Origin of the sequence: Enterobacter cloacae complex sp. Mu1197 (genome assembly GCF_040059225.1) — a bacterium.
GTDB lineage: Bacteria > Pseudomonadota > Gammaproteobacteria > Enterobacterales > Enterobacteriaceae > Enterobacter > Enterobacter quasiroggenkampii.
In genome coordinates, this window is the sequence record NZ_CP157375.1 from 3,299,110 (window position 1) to 3,316,210 (window position 17,101).

Sequence of the window (17,101 nt, forward strand, 5' to 3'; positions counted from 1 at the left end):
TTCTCAGTGCGTCGAAGAAGGTTTTATATGCTGCAACCAGCGTTTTTCAGCCTTACGGAACAGGCTAATCAGAACATAAGAGATAATTAAATAGAGCACCGCCGCAATGCCAAATGCGGTAAACGGCTGATAGGTCGCGGAGTTAATATCGCGCGCGATTTTAAGCAGATCCGGCACCGTCGCGGTAAAGGCAAGCGCGGTCGAGTGCAGCATCAAAATCACTTCGTTACTGTACGCCGGTAACGCGATACGCAAGGCCGACGGCAGAATGATGCAGCGGTAGAGTTTCACCGACGAGAAGCCGTAGGCCCGCGCGGCTTCAATCTCACCGTAAGGGACAGAGCGAATTGCCCCCGCGAAAATCTCGGTGGTGTAGGCGCAGGTGTTGAGCGTCAACGCCAGCACCGTACAGTTCAGACCGCTGCGGAAGAACGCATTCAGCATCTCAGTGCCTTTTACGATCTCAAGCGTATACATCCCCGAGTAGAACACCAGCAGCTGCACGTACAGCGGCGTACCGCGAAACACGTAGGTGAAGAGCCAGATCGGGAACTGGACAAATTTATTGTTCGACACGCGGCCAATGGCGAGAAACACCGCCAGAATACCGCCCATCACTACGGAGGAGATCAGCAGCCAAAGCGTAATCGCCACGCCGGTAAAGCGGTAGCCATCCGTCCACAGCAGCGATTTCCAGTATTCCTGAATAATCTCAATCACAGGTCAGCCCTCTTCACACCCACGGAGTAGCGACGCTCGAGCAGAAGCAGCACACCATTGGAGACGGTCGTAAAGACCAGATAAATCACGCCACAGACCACCGCAAAGTAGAACGGCTCCCAGGTGCTCTTGCCCGCCAGTTGAGTCGCTTTCACGACGTCTTCCAGACCGAGCAGCGAGACCAGCGCTGTCGCTTTGAGGATAACCTGCCAGTTGTTGCCGATGCCCGGCAGCGCATAGCGCATCATGGCCGGGAACATAATCCGACGAAACGTTTGTGATGAGGTAAAACCAAATGCGGTTGCCGCCTCAATGTGACCTTTCGGCACGGCCATGTAAGCACCGCGGAAGGTTTCGGTGAAGTAGGCGCCGTAGATAAAACCGAGGGTAATAATACCGGCCACCATCGGGTCGATATCAATTTGTCCCATGCCCATCGCGTCCGTCACGCTGTTCAGCGCAATCTGCAGACCGTAAAAGATCAGCAGCATCAGCACCAGATCGGGAACGCCGCGAATAAGCGTGGTGTAGCCTTCAAAGATCAGCGCCAGCGGTTTGTTAGCCGAAAGCTTCGCCCCTGCGCCTGCCAGACCTATCAGCACCGCCAGCACCACGGAGCTGATAGCCAGCTCAAGGGTGACAAGCGCGCCCTGTAAAATAACGCCAGAAAATCCGTACAGCATACCGCGAGCCCTGTCGTATCGTGAGTGGTGGAACCGTGTCTTTTCCCCTCCCGCCGTGGGAGGGGCCGCACGTTATATGACGGGGCGATTAGCCGCCGTAAACATTAAAATCAAAGTACTTTTTCGCCAGCTTGTCGTAGGTGCCGTCAGCGCGCATTTCAGCAAACGCTTTGTTCAGCGCCTCACGCAGCTCGTTGTCTTCTTTACGCAGGCCCATACCGGTGCCCACACCAAACAACTTAACGTCCTTAATGGACGGGCCGCCAAACTTGTAATCTTTACCGACCGGCGTTTTCAGGAAGCCTTCGCTGGCCGCGACTTCATCCTGAAATGCGGCATCAATACGGCCTGCCGTCAGGTCAGCGTAGATATTTTCCTGGCCCTGATAGGAGACAATTTCAATCCCCTTCGGTGCCCAGTGCTCGTTGCCGTAGGTTTCCTGAGTGGTACCCTGCAGCACGCCCACGCGTTTGCCCTTCAGCGACTCCAGCGTTGGCTGAATATCAGACGATTTCGCCACCACCAGACGTGAATCGGCCGCGTAGAGTTTGTCGGTGAAGGCAATCTCCTGCTGGCGTTTTTCGGTGATGGAGAGGGAGGACATGATCACGTCGATTTTTTTCGCTTTCAGGGAGGGGATCAGCGCATCCAGCGGGTTCTCAACGTAGGTACACTGTGCTTTGATGCGTTTGCACAGCTCATTGGCCAGATCGATGTCAAAACCGACCAGTTCACCCTTTGAATTCTTCGATTCGAACGGCGCATAGGTTGGATCGGTACCAATGCGAATTTTCTGCGGAATAGCTGCGAATGCCGCGGTGGCGCTGGAAAAGGCCAGTACCAGTGATAATGACAACACGAGTTTTTTCATATTTGTCCTCAACAAACTGTCTTCATACGGGATTTTTACGACGACGGGGTGGTGCTAATGTGCCATTAATCCCCTCAGTCAGGCAAAGATTAATGCCTTTCAGGCGGGAATTTTTGCATTATAAATGCGTAAGTATGCACAAAGCGATCCAATACGGTGCAACACATGCACCGTATTGGGTCAACCACTTCCGTAACGCACCGTTACGGTGCGTTACCGCCAGGTGTTATTCACCGTATACGTTGAAGTCGAAGTATTTCTTCGCCAGTTTGTCGTAAGTACCGTCTTTACGCAGCTCCGCAAAGGCTTTGTCAAAGGCGGCTTTCAGCTCGGTATCATCCTTACGCAGGCCAATCCCGGTGCCGTCACCAAAGTACTTTTTGTCTTTCACCGACGGGCCTGCAAACGCGAATTCTTTGCCCGCAGACTGCTTCAGGAAGCCTTCGCTCGCGGCGACTTCATCCTGGAATGCCGCATCCAGACGGCCTGCCGCCAGGTCAGAGTAAATCAGATCCTGGTTCTGATAAGCCACCACGTCTACGCCCTTCTCACGCCAGTTAGCATTGGCATAGCCTTCCTGCGTCGAGCCCTGAAGCACGCCGACGTGTTTGCCTTTCAGCGAGTCGATGGTGGGCTTAATCGGGGAGCCTTTAGGCGCAATCAGGCGAGAATCCGCGGCGTAGAGCTTGTCAGAGAAGGCAATCTCCTGCTGGCGTTTTTCGGTGATGGAGAGAGAAGAGATAATGGCGTCGATTTTCTTGGCTTTCAGCGACGGGATTAACGCGTCAAAGTCGCTGCCCACCCATGTGCATTTCACCGCAATGCGTTTGCACATTTCATTACCCAGATCGATATCAAACCCCACGAAATCGCCTTTCGCATCCTTGGAAGAGAATGGCGCGTAGGTTGCGTCTGTACCGATACGTACCGTCTGTGGAAGCGCTGCGTAGCTACCTGCTGCCGCACTTAACCCCACGAGTAAAGACAGAGCCAGAACCGTCTTCTTCATACATTTACCCTCAAGTACCGTGATTTTATTATGTATTGTGTTGTGTGTTGTGTTGCAGGCTTCATCTTGCAGGTCTTATGCCACATTGCCGTCTGGTCAAAACTTCGACGTTAAATATGTTAATAAAACGTTGCGATATTGCCTTAATGGTGAAAGATAGCAGGTCTGCCGAACGAACCGGAGAGAGAAAAAGGGAAAAAACGAATTAAATGTCGAGGATATGATCGCCGTTGCATAATTGCCCTGAAACAGGGCAACTTGTCTTTTCATGCACCTGGTTTGTGCACAGATTCAGGCACCCTGCCAGCGGGTGAAGAGATCGTCGGGCAGGTCGATGTCAAACTGATCGAGCACCCGGTTAACCGTCTGGTTGATGACGTCGTCCAGCGTTTGCGGGCGATGGTAGAACGCGGGTACCGGCGGCATGATGACCGCGCCCAGCTCCGCAGCCTGCGTCATTAAGCGCAGATGGCCCAGGTGCAGCGGCGTTTCCCGCACGCACAGCACCAGAGGACGCCGCTCCTTCAGCACCACATCCGCCGCGCGCGTCACCAGGGTGTCCGTATAGCTATTCACAATGCCGGAGAGCGTTTTAATTGAACAGGGCAGGATAACCATGCCGGCTGTTTTAAACGAGCCTGAGGAGATGCTGGCAGCGATATCACGGGCATCGTGAACGACATCCGCCAGCGCCTGAACATCGCGCAGGGAGAGATCGGTTTCCAGAGAGAGGGTCTGCCGCGCCGCCTGGCTCATCACCAGATGGGTTTCGACGTCCGCAACGTTACGCAGAACCTGTAACAAACGTACGCCGTAAATCGCGCCGCTGGCACCGCTGAGCCCAACTATGAGTCGTTTCATGATTTTCGCCCTTACTGATTTCAGGGCAGACTGTGCAGGATTTTCCGGGGAGTTGCAAGTGAGGGCATATGCCCTCACTTGCCAGAGAATCAACCTTCGTTGTGCATCTCTAAGCTTTCAAGATCGTTCTGCAGCTGGACGGCTTTGGCGTCGTCGTTGCGCAGCGAATCAAGATAGTCGAGGTACTGCTGGTCAACGTCCTTGGTCACGTAAATACCGTTGAACACGGAGCATTCAAACTGCTGAATTTCTGGATTCTCGGCACGTACCGCGTCGATGAGATCGTTCAGGTCCTGGAAAATCAGGCCATCAGCGCCGATGATCTGGCGAATTTCATCCACTTCACGGCCGTGAGCGATCAGCTCGTTGGCGGTTGGCATATCAATACCGTACACGTTCGGGAAGCGAATCTCCGGCGCGGCAGAGGCCAGGTAGACTTTCTTCGCACCCGCTTCGCGCGCCATCTCGATAATCTGCTCAGAGGTGGTGCCACGAACAATGGAGTCATCCACCAGCAGAACGTTCTTATCGCGGAATTCCGCGCGGTTGGCGTTCAGCTTGCGGCGCACGGACTTACGACGCAGATGCTGCCCCGGCATGATAAACGTGCGGCCAACGTAGCGGTTCTTCACAAAGCCCTGACGGTATGGCTTATCCAGAATGCGGGCAATCTCCAGCGCGATATCGCAGGAGGTTTCCGGGATAGGAATCACCACGTCGATGTCCAGATCGTCCCACTCGCGGGCAATCTTCTCGCCGAGCTTCGTGCCCATATTGACGCGCGCGCTGTAGACGGAAATCTTGTCGATGAAGGAATCCGGACGGGCAAAGTAAACGTATTCAAACAGGCACGGGTTGCTGACCGGGTTGTCGGCACACTGGCGGGTAAACAGCTGGCCCTTCTCGGTGATGTACACCGCTTCGCCCGGCGCCACGTCGCGCAGGAATTCGAAGCCCAGGGTGTCCAGCGCCACGCTTTCAGAAGCAACCATATATTCGGTACGGCCATCGCCGAGGTCGCGCTTACCGAGCACCAGCGGACGAATGCCGTTTGGATCGCGGAAGGCGACCATACCGTGACCGATGATCATCGCAACGCAGGCGTACGCGCCGCGGATCTGACGGTTTGTCGCGGCAATCGCGGCAAAAATGTTGTCTGCTTCCAGCGGATAGTGACGGAAGTTATCCAGCTCGCTGGCGAACACATTGAGCAGGATTTCAGAATCAGAGGTGGTGTTAATGTGGCGACGTTTCTCTTCGAACAGCTTTTTACGCAGTTCATGCGCGTTGGTCAGGTTGCCGTTATGAGCAAGGGTGATGCCATACGGTGAGTTGACGTAGAAAGGCTGTGCCTCAGAGGCGCTGGAACTGCCAGCAGTAGGATAACGAACGTGACCGATCCCCATATTACCTTGCAGACGCTGCATATGGCGGGCTTCAAACACATCGTTTACCAGGCCATTCGCCTTGCGTAAACGGAAGCAGTTGTTTGCATCAATGGTGATGATACCCGCAGCATCCTGCCCACGGTGCTGAAGCACCGTTAACGCGTCATAAATCGACTGGTTTACCGGCATGAAACCGGCGATACCGACAATACCGCACATTCGTCTTTTCCTCGTTAAGCCACATCTCAGGGTTTATGCCCTGGGCAAAAAACTCGACGAGCTTTGCAGATAGTCAAAGAACCATCTGATGATGAAGCTGAACTCTGGAATGAGCTGCGATTTCTGCCAGTCTTCACTTTTGGAGAACCCGGTGAAGGTATCCAGGAAGAACAGGATCGCGGCCACAATCAGCACGCCTCGTAATGCCCCGAAACAGATCCCGAGCACCCTGTCCGTTCCTGACAGACCGGTTTTCTCGACCAGCTGACCTATCACGTAATTCACGATAGCGCCGACAATCAGCGTTGCGATAAACAGCACCGCGATAGCGATTCCATTTCGGACCAGTTCATCTTCAAAGCCCGTGAACCAGACAGACAGGTAAGTGTAGTAATGACTGGCGACAAAGAAAGCACAACCCCAGGTCACCAGCGATAACGCTTCACGAACAAAGCCACGGATCAGGCTAACCAGACAGGAAAAACCAATCACCGCAATGATGGCGTAATCAATCCAGACCATATGTGTCCCACGATTTAACGCCCTGTCATCCAGTTCGGGGCGAATTCTAACAGAAAAAGAAAACGTTTGCGTAGGGATTTCCTTCCCGCGCGTAAATAAAAAAGGCGCTGAAAAAATGTTCAACGCCGTGGCTTATCGCCTCTCTCTTAAAGGAGCAGGTCGTACTTAGTTTGCGCTGTAGCCCATCACCACACCGCTCAGGCCGGAGATCTGCTTCAGCTCACCCAGCGACCCTTTCAGTTTGTCTTTAGACGCTTCTGGCCCCACGAGGATACGGGTAATTTTACCCTGCACCGGCGTGGAAGGTGAAGTGTAAACACGATATCCCGCACTGCGCAGTTTGCTTACGACCTCGTTAACTTTATCGGCATTTTTCAATGCACCGAGCTGCACCACATAGGCTTTACCCGTTGGGGCAGCAGCGTCCTGCTGCGTCGGTTTTGCTGGCGGAGGCGTCTCTGACGCCGCGGCGAGCTGTTCTGCCGCTTTATCGCGCTGCGGTTTCGGCTGCGGCTTCTCAACCGGCTTCGGTTTTTCAACCGGTTTAGGCTGCTCGACCGGCACAGGATCGATATCGCTGTTGCTCGTGGCCGCCAGGCGAGACGGGTCGAGCGACGGTGCGGCGGCATCACCCGCGCGCACCTCTTCCGCCGCGCCTTCCGGTGGCTGAGCAGGCAGCGCCTGCGTCGCCGCAGGCAGCATATCCGGCTCATCGCGGTCACCCGGTTTCGGCACCAGCGGAATCGCGGCAAACTCATCCTGATAATGCTTTTTCTGCCCGTCGAGCAGCCCGGGAAGAATAATCACCCCGAGCGCGACCAGCACAATGGTTCCTGTTAAACGGTTCTGAAACTTACTCGCCACCGGTTCTCCCCGCGTCCATCACTTCCATGACATGTGCCACCGTGTGGAATGAACCACACACCAGCACGGTATCTTCTGGTTTAGCATCCGCCATCGCGGCATGCCAGGCCTGCGCCACGCTACTGTAGATTGCGCCTTTGCCGAGATGTTCCATCAGCTGCTCAGCCGTCGCGCCGCGAGGCCCCTCCAGAGGAGCACAATACCAGCTATCGACCACACTCTCCATGCAGGCCAGCGTCCCGCCGATATCTTTATCATGAAGCATACCGATAACCGCCAGCACGCGCCCGGTTTTTGGTAACGATTTGAGACGTCCCGCGAGATACGCCGCAGCATGGGGGTTGTGCGCCACATCCAGAATCAGGCGCGGTGACTCGCTGACTAACTGAAAACGTCCGGGCAGAATCGCGTTTTGTATGCCCTCGCGGATCGCCTTTTCGCTGACCACGAGGCCGCTGGCGCGCAGTGCCGCCAGTGCGGTAGCTGCGTTCGGCTGCGGCACCTGGGGCAGCGGCAGGTTGTCGAGCGCGCCCTGCGCATCGCTAAAGCGCCAGCCGTTGTCCTGAACCTCATACTGCCAGTCAACACCGCGGCGCAGCAGCTGCGCGCCCTTCTCGTTCGCCACGTCAGCAATGGTATACGGCATATCCGGCTCGCCAACCACCGCGGGCTTATTTGCCCGGAAAATACCGGCCTTCTCGCGGCCGATGCTTTCACGATCGGGCCCCAGCCAGTCGACATGATCCAGCGCGATGGAAGTCACCACCGCCACGTCCGCATCCACGATATTGGTCGCATCAAGACGTCCGCCGAGACCGACCTCAAGGATCACCACATCCAGCTGCGCCTGCTTAAACAGCCACAGGGCCGACAGGGTGCCGTATTCAAAATAGGTTAATGAGATCTCACCGCGTGCGGCTTCAATTTCAGCAAACGACGCCGTATGCGCGGATTCCGGCAGCTCGCGGTTCTGTACGCGAACCCGCTCGGTGTAGCGTACCAGGTGTGGCGAGCTGTAAACGCCAACCCTGTAACCCGCCGCCATCAGGACGGATTCCAGCGTACGGCAGGTCGTGCCTTTGCCGTTGGTTCCCGCGACGGTGAACACGAAAGGCGCCGGTTTGAGCACGTCAAGACGCGCCGCAACCTGGCTTACGCGTTCAAGCCCCATATCGATGGTTTTACTGTGCAGGTTTTCCAGATAAGAAAGCCACGCGGCCAGGGGCGACGTGGCTTGGGGAATGCTTTTATTTTCCATAATGCCCGGTTGTCATTAACAGATTAGAAAGCAAAAGGGCAGCGCCAACCGGCCCTGCCCTTTTCAGTTATCAGGCCTCGGGTTCCTGATCCGGTACCACCACGCCTTCGCGCGGTTCATCCGGGTTCGGCGCTGGCAGATTCATCAGCTTCGCCAGGATGCTCGCCAGCTTCAGGCGCATTTCCGGACGGCGGACGATCATATCGATGGCGCCTTTCTCGATGAGGAACTCACTGCGCTGGAAGCCCGGCGGCAGTTTTTCACGAACGGTCTGCTCGATAACGCGAGGACCCGCAAAGCCGATCAGCGCTTTTGGCTCAGCGATGTTCAGATCGCCCAGCATCGCGAAGCTCGCGGAGACGCCGCCCATGGTTGGGTCGGTCAGCACGGAGATATACGGCAGACCGCGCTCCTGCATCTTCGCCAGCGCTGCAGAGGTTTTTGCCATCTGCATCAGCGACATCAGCGCTTCCTGCATGCGCGCACCGCCGGAAGCAGAGAAGCAGATCAGCGGACAGTTGTCTTCCAGCGCCTGCTCAACGGCACGCACGAAGCGCGCACCGACCACGGAGCCCATTGAGCCGCCCATAAAGGAGAACTCAAACGCAGCGGCAACAGCCGGCATCCCGTGCAGGGTGCCTTTCATGACGACCAGCGCGTCTTTCTCGCCGGTCTCTTTCTGTGCAGAGGCCAGACGATCTTTATATTTTTTGGAATCGCGGAACTTCAGCACGTCTTTTGGCTCAAGCTCGCTGCCCAGTTCTACCAGAGAACCTTCGTCCAGCAGGCTATGCAGGCGGTTGCGCGCCGACATACGCATATGGTGGTCACACTTCGGACACACCTCAAGGTTGCGCTCCAGCTCTGCGCGATACAGAACCTGGCCGCAGCTATCACACTTCGTCCATACCCCTTCAGGAATGCTCGCTTTACGCGTTGGGGTAATGTTGCTTTTAATTCGTTCAATCCAGCTCATTGATAACCTTTCTGCCTGAACCTGGTCGTATGCCAGTTTTGCTATAAGAGGCGAATAATGCCATTTTTGCCTCCAACAGACCATGAATGTTGCACATTAAAACATAACAGCCCGAAACTTTGGATAAAAAAGTGGTCGAACCGCCAGTGTGCATTTACTTCGCTTGCTTTGCCGCCGCACGTTTGTGACGAATGATTTCGATAACGCCCGGCAGTACGGAAAGCACAATAATCGCTACAATCAGTAACTTAAGATTTTCCTGAACCACCGGGAGATCGCCAAACAGGTAGCCTGCATAGGTAAACAGCAGCACCCACAACAGCGCCCCCACGACGTTATACATGGCAAAATGACGATAGGACATATGCCCCATTCCCGCCACAAACGGTGCAAATGTGCGCACAATAGGCACAAAGCGCGCAAGGATAATGGTTTTTCCGCCATGGCGTTCATAAAACGCATGGGTTTTGTCTAAATAGCTGCGACGGAAAATTTTTGAATCCGGATTACTGAACAGCCGCTCACCGAAAACCCGTCCAATCGTGTAGTTGACCGCATCACCGACGATGGCGGCAATCACCATCAGCACCACCATAAGATGCACATTCAGATCGTTGGTGGGCAGCGCCGATAACGCCCCGGCGACAAACAGCAGTGAATCGCCCGGCAGGAACGGCGTGACAACCAGCCCGGTTTCACAGAACAGAATGAGGAACAGAATGGCATAAACCCAGACGCCATACTGCGCGACCAGCTCTGCCAGGTGAACATCAATATGCAGGATGAAATCAATCAAAAAACGAATTACGTCCATATTGTCTAAGCCTTAATTGCACCTTTGTTTAGTCCGCTAAAAACAGCGGCCCCATTGGCGGTTTCGGCAGGTCAAACCGATCCGGATAGTCTACCGAGACCAGATACAGCCCTTCCGCTTTCGCCGTGGCTGCCGCAAGCGTTCTGTCCTTCGCTGCCAGCAGGTCTGCAATCCAGCTCTCCGGCTGGTGTCCGGCACCCACTTCCATCAGGCTGCCCACAATATTCCGCACCATATGATGTACAAAGGCATTGGCTTTGATATCCACCACCACATACGCGCCAAAACGGCTGACGTTGATATGCATGACGTTACGCCACGGCGTGCGGGACTGACACTGCACCGCACGAAACGAGGTAAAGTCATTCTCCCCAATCAGACACTGCGCCGCGCGATGCATACGTTCAGCATCAAGCGGTTCATAAAAATGCGTCACGCCCTGGCTTAACACCGCCGGACGCAGACGCTGATTGTAGATGACATAACGGTAGCGACGCGCGGTGGCGCTGAAGCGCGCGTGAAAATCATCCGGCACAGCTTTCACCCAGCGCACCGCAATGTCACCAGGCAAATTCGCATTTACCCCCAGCGTCCAGGCGGCATCCTTACGCACGGCGGTGGTTTCAAAGTGCACCACCTGCCCCGTGCCGTGAACGCCCGCATCCGTACGGCCTGCGCACAGGACGTTAATCGGCTCGTTTGCCACCTGAGAGAGCGCTTTCTCCAGCTTCTCCTGGACGCTGCGCACCTCATTCTGACGCTGCCAGCCATAATATTTACTGCCATCGTACTCAATACCGAGGGCAATTTTATGAACCGGCTTTTGTTCCACGTCTGACATCAGTACAGGTACTCCTGCACCAGTTTTTCAGCGATCTTGACCGCCATCAGCGCGCCGCCGAAACGAACGTTGTCGGCAACGGACCAGAACTGGACCTGCTCCGGCATACCGTAGTCGTTACGCACGCAGCCAACGGAAAGATGCGCGCTGCCGGTGGCATCGCCCACCTGCGTCGGGAACTCGCTCTCTTCAGAGAGGACGATGTCTTCCCCGCGGCCAAACGCATCGCGCGCCTCTTCTGCCGCCAGGGGACGCAGCGCTTCAAAGCCGACCATCTGCGCGTGACCGTAGAAGACCGGGGACTGCACGACGCTTGCGGAGATCATCAGGCCATCGTCCTGCAGAATTTTACGTACCTCATCAACGATACGACGCTCTTCGCGCACGGAACCCTCGCGGTCCGGCAGCAGCGGCAGCATGTTGAACGCCAGCTGGCGGCCAAAGAAATCATCTTCGTCAATCGGAATGCCGTTCAGCAGCTTCGCGCTCTGCCCGGCCAGCGCGTCAACGGCCTTTTTGCCGTTTGCGGACGCGGACAACAGGCTGGTGACGGTAATGCGCGACAGGCCGCCGTCGTCGATCAGCGGTTTCAGCGCGGTCAGCAGCTGGCTGGTCAGGCTGTTCGGTACCGCAATGACGTTACGGTTGCGGTAATCAGCCAGTACAAACGGGTTCACGTCCGGCACCACCAGCGGCACATCCGGCTCCATGGAGAACAGGCCGCTCAGGTCGATGACCAGGCAGCCTGCGTTGGTCGCCTCTTCAACGTACGCCGCAGTGGCTTCAGGGCCTGCGGCGAAAAACGCCAGCTGCGCCTGCGTCCAGTCGAACGCCGCCGCATCCTGAACCATGACGGATTTACTGTTAAAACGCAGATGCTCACCCGCGCTATCCGTTCGCGCCAGCGCATAGATATCGCCCACCGGGAACTGACGCTCAGCAAGCGTTTCGAGCAGGGCTTCGCCCACGGCACCCGTGGCACCTAAAATGGCAATGTTCCAGCCTTCAGACATGGTGGTTTACTCCAGAAATAAAAAAGCGTCCCTGTCGGAGTATCCGACAGGGAGCATTAAGAAGACATTAATGCGCCGGATGATGAACGGCGTTAAACCCCAGCTTATGCAGCAGCGTCGCCGCCGAGGCGTCGTCGCACATCACATACAGGGAAGACCACTCGCGGCGCTCAACGTAGTGCTTGCGCAGCTTATCAAACTCACCCGGGATCCCCGCCACTTTACGCAGCAGCGCATCATCGCGGCGCACATCATACACCAAATGCACCAGCCTTTTCAGCGTTGCCTGATCGAGCGGGCCGTGAAGGGTAATGCGGCCAAATTCAGGCGCGGGGAGTAAGGTATCCAGCGCCACCTGCTGCGGATGACCGATAAAGGCGCTGTAGGCCTCGAAGACCTGCGTCGTGCCGCGGGCTTTCCCTTCGAGGGTATAACCGGCGATATGTGCGGTGCCCACGTCCACCTTGTTAAGCAGCTCAACGATGAGGTCCGGCTCCGGCTCCCAGACGTCCAGCACCACGCTGAGATCTTGTCCTTCGTTCAGACACGTCAGCAGCGCGGCGTTATAGACTACCGGACCACGACAGGCATTTATCAGAATAGTGCCAGCCTTCAGACGGCGAATGAGCGCCTCATCGGCAAGATGCAGCGACTTATACGGTCCCTCTTTAAACAGAGGCGTGTGGAACGTCAGCACGTCACACTGTTCAACCAGCTCGTCCAGCGAGCGGAAATCCCCGTCATCGCCATTGTCTTTGCGCGGCGGATCGCACAGCAGCGTGCGGATCCCTAACGCTTCCAGGCGCTTTTGCAGGCGCCCGCCGACGTTACCCACGCCGACAATCCCCACGGTGCGGTCTTTCAGCGCAAACCCGTCGCGCTCGGCCAGCATCAGCAGCGAGGAGAAAACGTATTCCACGACGGCAATCGCGTTACAGCCCGGCGCGGCGGAGAAACCGATTCCGGCCTGCTTCAGCCATTTATCATCCACATGATCGGTCCCTGCCGTTGCGGTCCCAACGAACTTAACCGCCTTACCAGCGAGCAACGCCTCATTTACTTTGGTCACCGAGCGCACCATCAGGGCGTCGGCGTCGTCCAGTTCGTTGACCGGGATCGGGCGACCAGGAACAGCCTTAACGTTACCCAGGCGGCTAAACAGCTCACGGGCGTAAGGCATATTTTCATCAACGAGGATTTTCACGTCTGAGTACCTGTTTGAGAGGAAGAAAACCTGCCAAGTGTGCCATAATCTGGCCGCCAGGCATATACGTCTGCCAGGTTTACGCTGAGTTTTGACTTTAAGGATTTTTGACGATGCAGCCCATTTCAGGTACGCCGCCACGCCCTCCGGGTGAAGGCCCTGTCACGCCAAACGTTGCCGGTGAACAACCGCTATCTACGCAACAGCGCACCGTGCTGGAGCGACTGATCACGCGCCTGATTGCGCTGACTTCGCAGCAAAACGCGGAAGTCTGGGCCGGGGTGAAGCATGATTTAGGCGTGAGGAACGACGCACCGCTGCAGTCGCGTCATTTCCCCGCTGCCGAGCAAAATCTGAACCAGCGTATTACGACCGCGCAGCAGAACCACACCACGCGCCAGATTGTTTCTCAGCTGACGGAGCTGCTGGGCCAGGGAAATAACCGCCAGGCGGTGAGTGATTTTATTCGCCAGCAGTATGGTCAGACCGCGCTGGGCCAGCTGACGCCCGATCAGCTCAAAACCGTGCTGACGCTGCTGCAGAACAATCAGCTGTCGATTCCGCAGCCACAGGTGCGCCCGGCGACCGAGCGTCCGCTGCTGCCCGCCGAGCACAATACGCTCAAGCAGATGGTGACCAAGCTGGCCGCGGCCACCGGCGAGCCGACGAAGCTCATCTGGCAATCCATGCTGGAGCTGTCCGGCGTGAAGGCGGGCGAGCTGATCCCGGCCAAACAGTTTACCCATCTGGTGACCTGGCTCCAGGCACGCCAGACGCTCAGCACCCAGAGCGCCCCGACTCTGCATACTGTCCAGGCCGCGCTGAAACAGCCGCTTGAGCCGCACGAGTTCGAGGTGATTCGGGATTATGCCCAGCAAAACTGGCAGGCCACACCGCAGACGGTACTGACTACCGCGCAGGTACAGGATTTGCTCAACCAGATCTTCGTTCGCCGCGCCGAACGTGAAAGTGGCGTGCCGGAGGTGAGAAATGTTCAGCCGATCTACAGCCCGCTGTTTGCGCCGGTCGTGGAGACCTTCAGAACCCTCTCTGCGCGTCCGGGATTGATGTTTATTGCACTGCTGATTGCGCTGGCGATTTTCTGGTTGGTTGCTTGATATTTTGCCCGGTGGCGCTGCGCTTACCGGGCCTACAACGGCTCGAACCGTAGGCCGGGTAAGGCGCAGCCGCCACCCGGCAACAAAGACTCACGTTCTGCGAAACGCCACCAGCGTCACCACGATCCCCACCACCGCGGAAACCGCACCGGCCAGGAAGACGGACGGATAACCAAACGAGGTGGCTAACAGCCCGGCCAGCGGCCCGGTAACGCCGTATGAGATATCCTGAAACGCCGCATAGCCGCCCAGCGCCGTCCCGCGCACCTGCGGGGCCACGCGCTTCACCACTTCAACGCCCAGCGCCGGGAAGATCAGAGAACAGCCGCAGCCGGTCAGCGCCGCACCCAGCAGCGCCACGGATGCCACGGGTGCATTCCACAACAGCAGAAGACCGATGGTTTCAATGACCAGCGACGCCACCGCCACCTTCACGCCGCCGAAGCGATCCGGCATCCAGCCAAAAAGCACGCGCATCAGAACAAACGCGCCGCCAAACGCGGTAAGCGTAAAACCGGCCATCGCCCAGCCGCGGCTCATAAAATAGAGCGAGACGAACGTCCCTATTACCGCAAAACCCACACCCTGCAGCGCCAGGCCCAGGCCCGGCTGCCAGATTTGGCCGACCACGCTCCACAGGGAAGGTCGCTCGCCTTTGTGCGCGGGCACCTTACGCACCGAGCCGTTAAACGCCCATGCCACCAGCGGCAGCGCCATGGTGGTGGCAGCCAGCGCCGCAAAACCAAACTGGTTGTTGATCAGCAGGCCAAGCGGTGCACCGGCGGCCAGCGCGCCGTAGATGGCCATGCCGTTCCAGGACATCACCTTGCCGGAACGTGCTGGCCCCACCAGCCCCATTCCCCAGGTCAGGGTGCCGGTCAGCAACTGGCTTTCACCAAAGCCAAGAATTAAACGGCCCAGCACCAGCAGCGCAAATTTATACGCCGCGTCGACCGGCAGAAGTGCCGCCAGCAGCCAGGCACCGCCCGCCAGCCCGCAGGCAAACATCCCCTGCAGCGCCGAGCGTTTTGCACCGTGCTGATCCGCCAGCCGTCCAGCGTATCCGCGGGTTAATACCGTGGCTAAAAACTGAATGCCCACGGCAATGCCGACCATGGTGTTGCCATAGCCCAGCTCCTGATGAACGAACAGCGGGATCACCGGCAGCGGCAGGCCAACGGTCATATAGGTCAGGAATACCGCAAAGGCGATACGGAACAGCGAGACGTTCGCTGAAGGGGTTGTTTCTGTTTGAGTTACTGCAGTCATGCTTTACTCCGAAATGAAGAGTAAGGCGGGGAAATGCCACGCCCCCTCTACCTGATTATCAGGATTAAGGTGCGTTGGTTGACGTTAAACGCTTACGCATTATCGTGAGGATAATGTTGAGTGGTGAAGTTTGCCTGTGAGATCAGCTGCTTGTCAATGCATAAAAAAGGGAGCCTTATGGCTCCCCTTCTGAATCAAACATAAAACTTATGCTTTCAGCTTACGCATGACCAGCGTGGCGTTGGTGCCGCCGAAACCGAAGCTGTTGGACATGACGGTAGTCAGCGTCGCTTCCGTTGGTTTGGTCACGATGTTCAGGCCAGCAGCCTGCTCGTCCATCTCTTCGATATTGATGCTTGGGGCGATAAAGCCGTTTTCCAGCATCAGCAGAGAGTAGATCGCTTCCTGAACGCCAGCCGCACCCAGAGAGTGACCGGTCATGGCTTTGGTCGCAGAGATCGCCGGGCTGTTGTCGCCGAAGACTTCGCGGATCGCACCCAGCTCTTTCACGTCGCCTACCGGCGTAGAGGTACCGTGAGAGTTCAGGTAGTCGATTGGGGTGTCAACGCCGTGCATCGCCATCTTCATGCAGCGCACCGCGCCTTCGCCGGATGGTGCAACCATGTCGGCGCCGTCAGACGTTGCACCGTAGCCTACGATCTCAGCATAGATGTACGCACCACGTGCCAGGGCGTGCTCCAGCTCTTCAACCACAACCATACCGCCGCCGCCCGCGATGACGAAGCCGTCACGGTGCGCATCGTAGGTACGGGAAGCTTTGTCCGGAGTCTCATTGTACTTGGTGGACAGTGCCCCCATCGCGTCGAATTCGCAGGCCATTTCCCAGCCCAGCTCTTCGCCGCCGCCAGCAAATACGATGTCCTGTTTACCCAGCTGGATCTGCTCAACAGCATTACCGATGCAGTGCGCGGAAGTCGCACACGCAGAGCTGATGGAGTAGTTCACACCGTGGATTTTGAACGGGGTCGCCAGGCATGCGGAAACCGCAGAACCCATGGCTTTAGTCACCACGTACGGACCTACCGCTTTCAGACCACGCGGGCTACGCATTGCGTCAGCACCAAATACCTGCGCTTTAGATGAGCCGCCGGAACCGGCGATCAAACCCACGCGCGGGTTGTTCTGATAAACCTCTTCGCTCAGGCCAGAATCTTTGATCGCTTCCTGCATGGAGAGATAAGCATAAATAGAGGCATCGTTCATGAAACGAACCACTTTGCGGTCAATCAAACCGGTGGTGTCCAGTTTGACGTTACCCCATACGTGGCTACGCATACCTGAATCTTTAAACTCTTCAGAGAAAGTGATCCCGGAGCGTCCTTCACGCAGAGATGCCAGGACTTCCTGCTGGTTATTACCGATGCTGGAAACAATGCCCAGGCCAGTAATCACTGCACGTTTCATTCAATACCTCTGTAAGTCGCACTATAGTAAGTTTCGAGTCGCACAA

At 56.6% G+C, this 17,101-nt stretch carries 17 protein-coding genes; 1 reads left to right on the plus strand and 16 read right to left on the minus strand.

Features of this window, described 5'->3' with window-relative positions; all coding sequences use genetic code 11:
• Positions 1–3: 3 nt before the first annotated feature.
• The 14 genes from ABFV38_RS15460 to pdxB all read right to left on the minus strand — a co-directional run bounded on the left by ABFV38_RS15460 (position 4) and on the right by pdxB (position 13,243).
• Complete coding sequence (locus tag ABFV38_RS15460; protein ID WP_235403555.1) at positions 4–720, minus strand: ABC transporter permease; 717 nt, start codon at positions 718–720, stop codon at positions 4–6.
• The gene (locus ABFV38_RS15465) at positions 717–1,403 is read right to left on the minus strand and encodes a histidine ABC transporter permease HisQ (RefSeq protein ID WP_014832782.1); all 687 of its coding nucleotides are present in this window, start codon (positions 1,401–1,403) and stop codon (positions 717–719) included. Before ABFV38_RS15465 ends, ABFV38_RS15460 begins: the two co-directional genes overlap by 4 nt.
• Positions 1,404–1,491: 88 nt before the next feature.
• On the minus strand, positions 1,492–2,274 hold the full coding sequence (hisJ, locus tag ABFV38_RS15470; RefSeq protein WP_008502592.1) for a histidine ABC transporter substrate-binding protein HisJ: 783 nt from the start codon (positions 2,272–2,274) through the stop codon (positions 1,492–1,494).
• A gap of 226 nt (positions 2,275–2,500) precedes the next feature.
• Positions 2,501–3,283 carry a lysine/arginine/ornithine ABC transporter substrate-binding protein ArgT gene (gene argT / locus ABFV38_RS15475; protein ID WP_348957525.1) on the minus strand — a complete coding sequence of 261 codons (783 nt, stop codon included), beginning with the start codon at positions 3,281–3,283 and terminating at the stop codon, positions 2,501–2,503.
• Between the two features lie 291 nt (positions 3,284–3,574).
• Positions 3,575–4,144 (minus strand): UbiX family flavin prenyltransferase, encoded by a 570-nt coding sequence (locus ABFV38_RS15480; protein ID WP_048224260.1) that lies wholly within the window; start codon positions 4,142–4,144, stop codon positions 3,575–3,577.
• Positions 4,145–4,233: 89 nt separating this feature from the next.
• Positions 4,234–5,751: an amidophosphoribosyltransferase gene (purF, locus tag ABFV38_RS15485; RefSeq protein ID WP_021241570.1), complete on the minus strand. Its 1,518-nt coding sequence runs from the start codon at positions 5,749–5,751 to the stop codon at positions 4,234–4,236.
• A gap of 33 nt (positions 5,752–5,784) precedes the next feature.
• On the minus strand, positions 5,785–6,273 hold the full coding sequence (cvpA, locus tag ABFV38_RS15490) for a colicin V production protein (protein WP_000262116.1): 489 nt from the start codon (positions 6,271–6,273) through the stop codon (positions 5,785–5,787).
• Positions 6,274–6,438: 165 nt separating this feature from the next.
• Positions 6,439–7,137, minus strand: coding sequence for a cell division protein DedD (gene dedD, locus ABFV38_RS15495; RefSeq protein WP_045908737.1), 699 nt, complete (start codon positions 7,135–7,137; stop codon positions 6,439–6,441).
• Positions 7,127–8,395: a bifunctional tetrahydrofolate synthase/dihydrofolate synthase gene (gene folC / locus ABFV38_RS15500; RefSeq protein WP_334755192.1), complete on the minus strand. Its 1,269-nt coding sequence runs from the start codon at positions 8,393–8,395 to the stop codon at positions 7,127–7,129. The genes dedD and folC overlap by 11 nt, the downstream gene beginning before the upstream one ends.
• Before the next feature lie 70 nt (positions 8,396–8,465).
• Entirely contained in the window at positions 8,466–9,371 is a 906-nt protein-coding gene (gene accD, locus ABFV38_RS15505; protein ID WP_023312564.1) for an acetyl-CoA carboxylase, carboxyltransferase subunit beta, read from the minus strand.
• A gap of 154 nt (positions 9,372–9,525) precedes the next feature.
• Complete coding sequence (locus tag ABFV38_RS15510; protein ID WP_008502599.1) at positions 9,526–10,185, minus strand: DedA family protein; 660 nt, start codon at positions 10,183–10,185, stop codon at positions 9,526–9,528.
• 28 nt (positions 10,186–10,213) lie between these two features.
• Entirely contained in the window at positions 10,214–11,026 is an 813-nt protein-coding gene (gene truA, locus ABFV38_RS15515) for a tRNA pseudouridine(38-40) synthase TruA (protein WP_008502600.1), read from the minus strand.
• Complete coding sequence (locus tag ABFV38_RS15520) at positions 11,026–12,039, minus strand: aspartate-semialdehyde dehydrogenase (protein WP_348957526.1); 1,014 nt, start codon at positions 12,037–12,039, stop codon at positions 11,026–11,028. Before ABFV38_RS15520 ends, truA begins: the two co-directional genes overlap by 1 nt.
• A 67-nt stretch (positions 12,040–12,106) precedes the next feature.
• Positions 12,107–13,243, minus strand: coding sequence for a 4-phosphoerythronate dehydrogenase PdxB (gene pdxB, locus ABFV38_RS15525; protein ID WP_348957527.1), 1,137 nt, complete (start codon positions 13,241–13,243; stop codon positions 12,107–12,109).
• A gap of 113 nt (positions 13,244–13,356) precedes the next feature.
• Between pdxB and flk the strand changes: the two genes are divergently transcribed.
• Positions 13,357–14,361: a flagella biosynthesis regulator Flk gene (flk, locus tag ABFV38_RS15530; protein WP_348957528.1), complete on the plus strand. Its 1,005-nt coding sequence runs from the start codon at positions 13,357–13,359 to the stop codon at positions 14,359–14,361.
• A gap of 90 nt (positions 14,362–14,451) precedes the next feature.
• Here the strand turns inward: flk and ABFV38_RS15535 are convergent, their stop codons facing one another.
• Together ABFV38_RS15535 and fabB are read right to left on the minus strand one after the other, a co-directional pair.
• Positions 14,452–15,630, minus strand: coding sequence for an MFS transporter (locus ABFV38_RS15535; RefSeq protein ID WP_348957529.1), 1,179 nt, complete (start codon positions 15,628–15,630; stop codon positions 14,452–14,454).
• A gap of 207 nt (positions 15,631–15,837) precedes the next feature.
• Positions 15,838–17,055, minus strand: a complete 1,218-nt coding sequence (fabB, locus tag ABFV38_RS15540; RefSeq protein WP_348957530.1) for a beta-ketoacyl-ACP synthase I — start codon at positions 17,053–17,055, stop codon at positions 15,838–15,840.
• Between the last annotated feature and the right edge of the window lie 46 nt (positions 17,056–17,101).

Excerpts from the sequence above, each read along its gene's own strand:
- ABFV38_RS15465 (WP_014832782.1), bottom strand. The coding sequence starts at position 1,403 with ATGCTGTACGGATTTTCTGGCGTTATTTTACAGGGCGCGCTTGTCACC.
- hisJ (WP_008502592.1), bottom strand. The coding sequence starts at position 2,274 with ATGAAAAAACTCGTGTTGTCATTATCACTGGTACTGGCCTTTTCCAGC.
- argT (WP_348957525.1), bottom strand. The coding sequence starts at position 3,283 with ATGAAGAAGACGGTTCTGGCTCTGTCTTTACTCGTGGGGTTAAGTGCG.
- ABFV38_RS15480 (WP_048224260.1), bottom strand. The coding sequence starts at position 4,144 with ATGAAACGACTCATAGTTGGGCTCAGCGGTGCCAGCGGCGCGATTTAC.
- purF (WP_021241570.1), bottom strand. The coding sequence starts at position 5,751 with ATGTGCGGTATTGTCGGTATCGCCGGTTTCATGCCGGTAAACCAGTCG.
- cvpA (WP_000262116.1), bottom strand. The coding sequence starts at position 6,273 with ATGGTCTGGATTGATTACGCCATCATTGCGGTGATTGGTTTTTCCTGT.
- folC (WP_334755192.1), bottom strand. The coding sequence starts at position 8,395 with ATGGAAAATAAAAGCATTCCCCAAGCCACGTCGCCCCTGGCCGCGTGG.
- accD (WP_023312564.1), bottom strand. The coding sequence starts at position 9,371 with ATGAGCTGGATTGAACGAATTAAAAGCAACATTACCCCAACGCGTAAA.
- ABFV38_RS15510 (WP_008502599.1), bottom strand. The coding sequence starts at position 10,185 with ATGGACGTAATTCGTTTTTTGATTGATTTCATCCTGCATATTGATGTT.
- truA (WP_008502600.1), bottom strand. The coding sequence starts at position 11,026 with ATGTCAGACGTGGAACAAAAGCCGGTTCATAAAATTGCCCTCGGTATT.
- ABFV38_RS15520 (WP_348957526.1), bottom strand. The coding sequence starts at position 12,039 with ATGTCTGAAGGCTGGAACATTGCCATTTTAGGTGCCACGGGTGCCGTG.
- flk (WP_348957528.1), top strand. The coding sequence starts at position 13,357 with ATGCAGCCCATTTCAGGTACGCCGCCACGCCCTCCGGGTGAAGGCCCT.
- ABFV38_RS15535 (WP_348957529.1), bottom strand. The coding sequence starts at position 15,630 with ATGACTGCAGTAACTCAAACAGAAACAACCCCTTCAGCGAACGTCTCG.
- fabB (WP_348957530.1), bottom strand. The coding sequence starts at position 17,055 with ATGAAACGTGCAGTGATTACTGGCCTGGGCATTGTTTCCAGCATCGGT.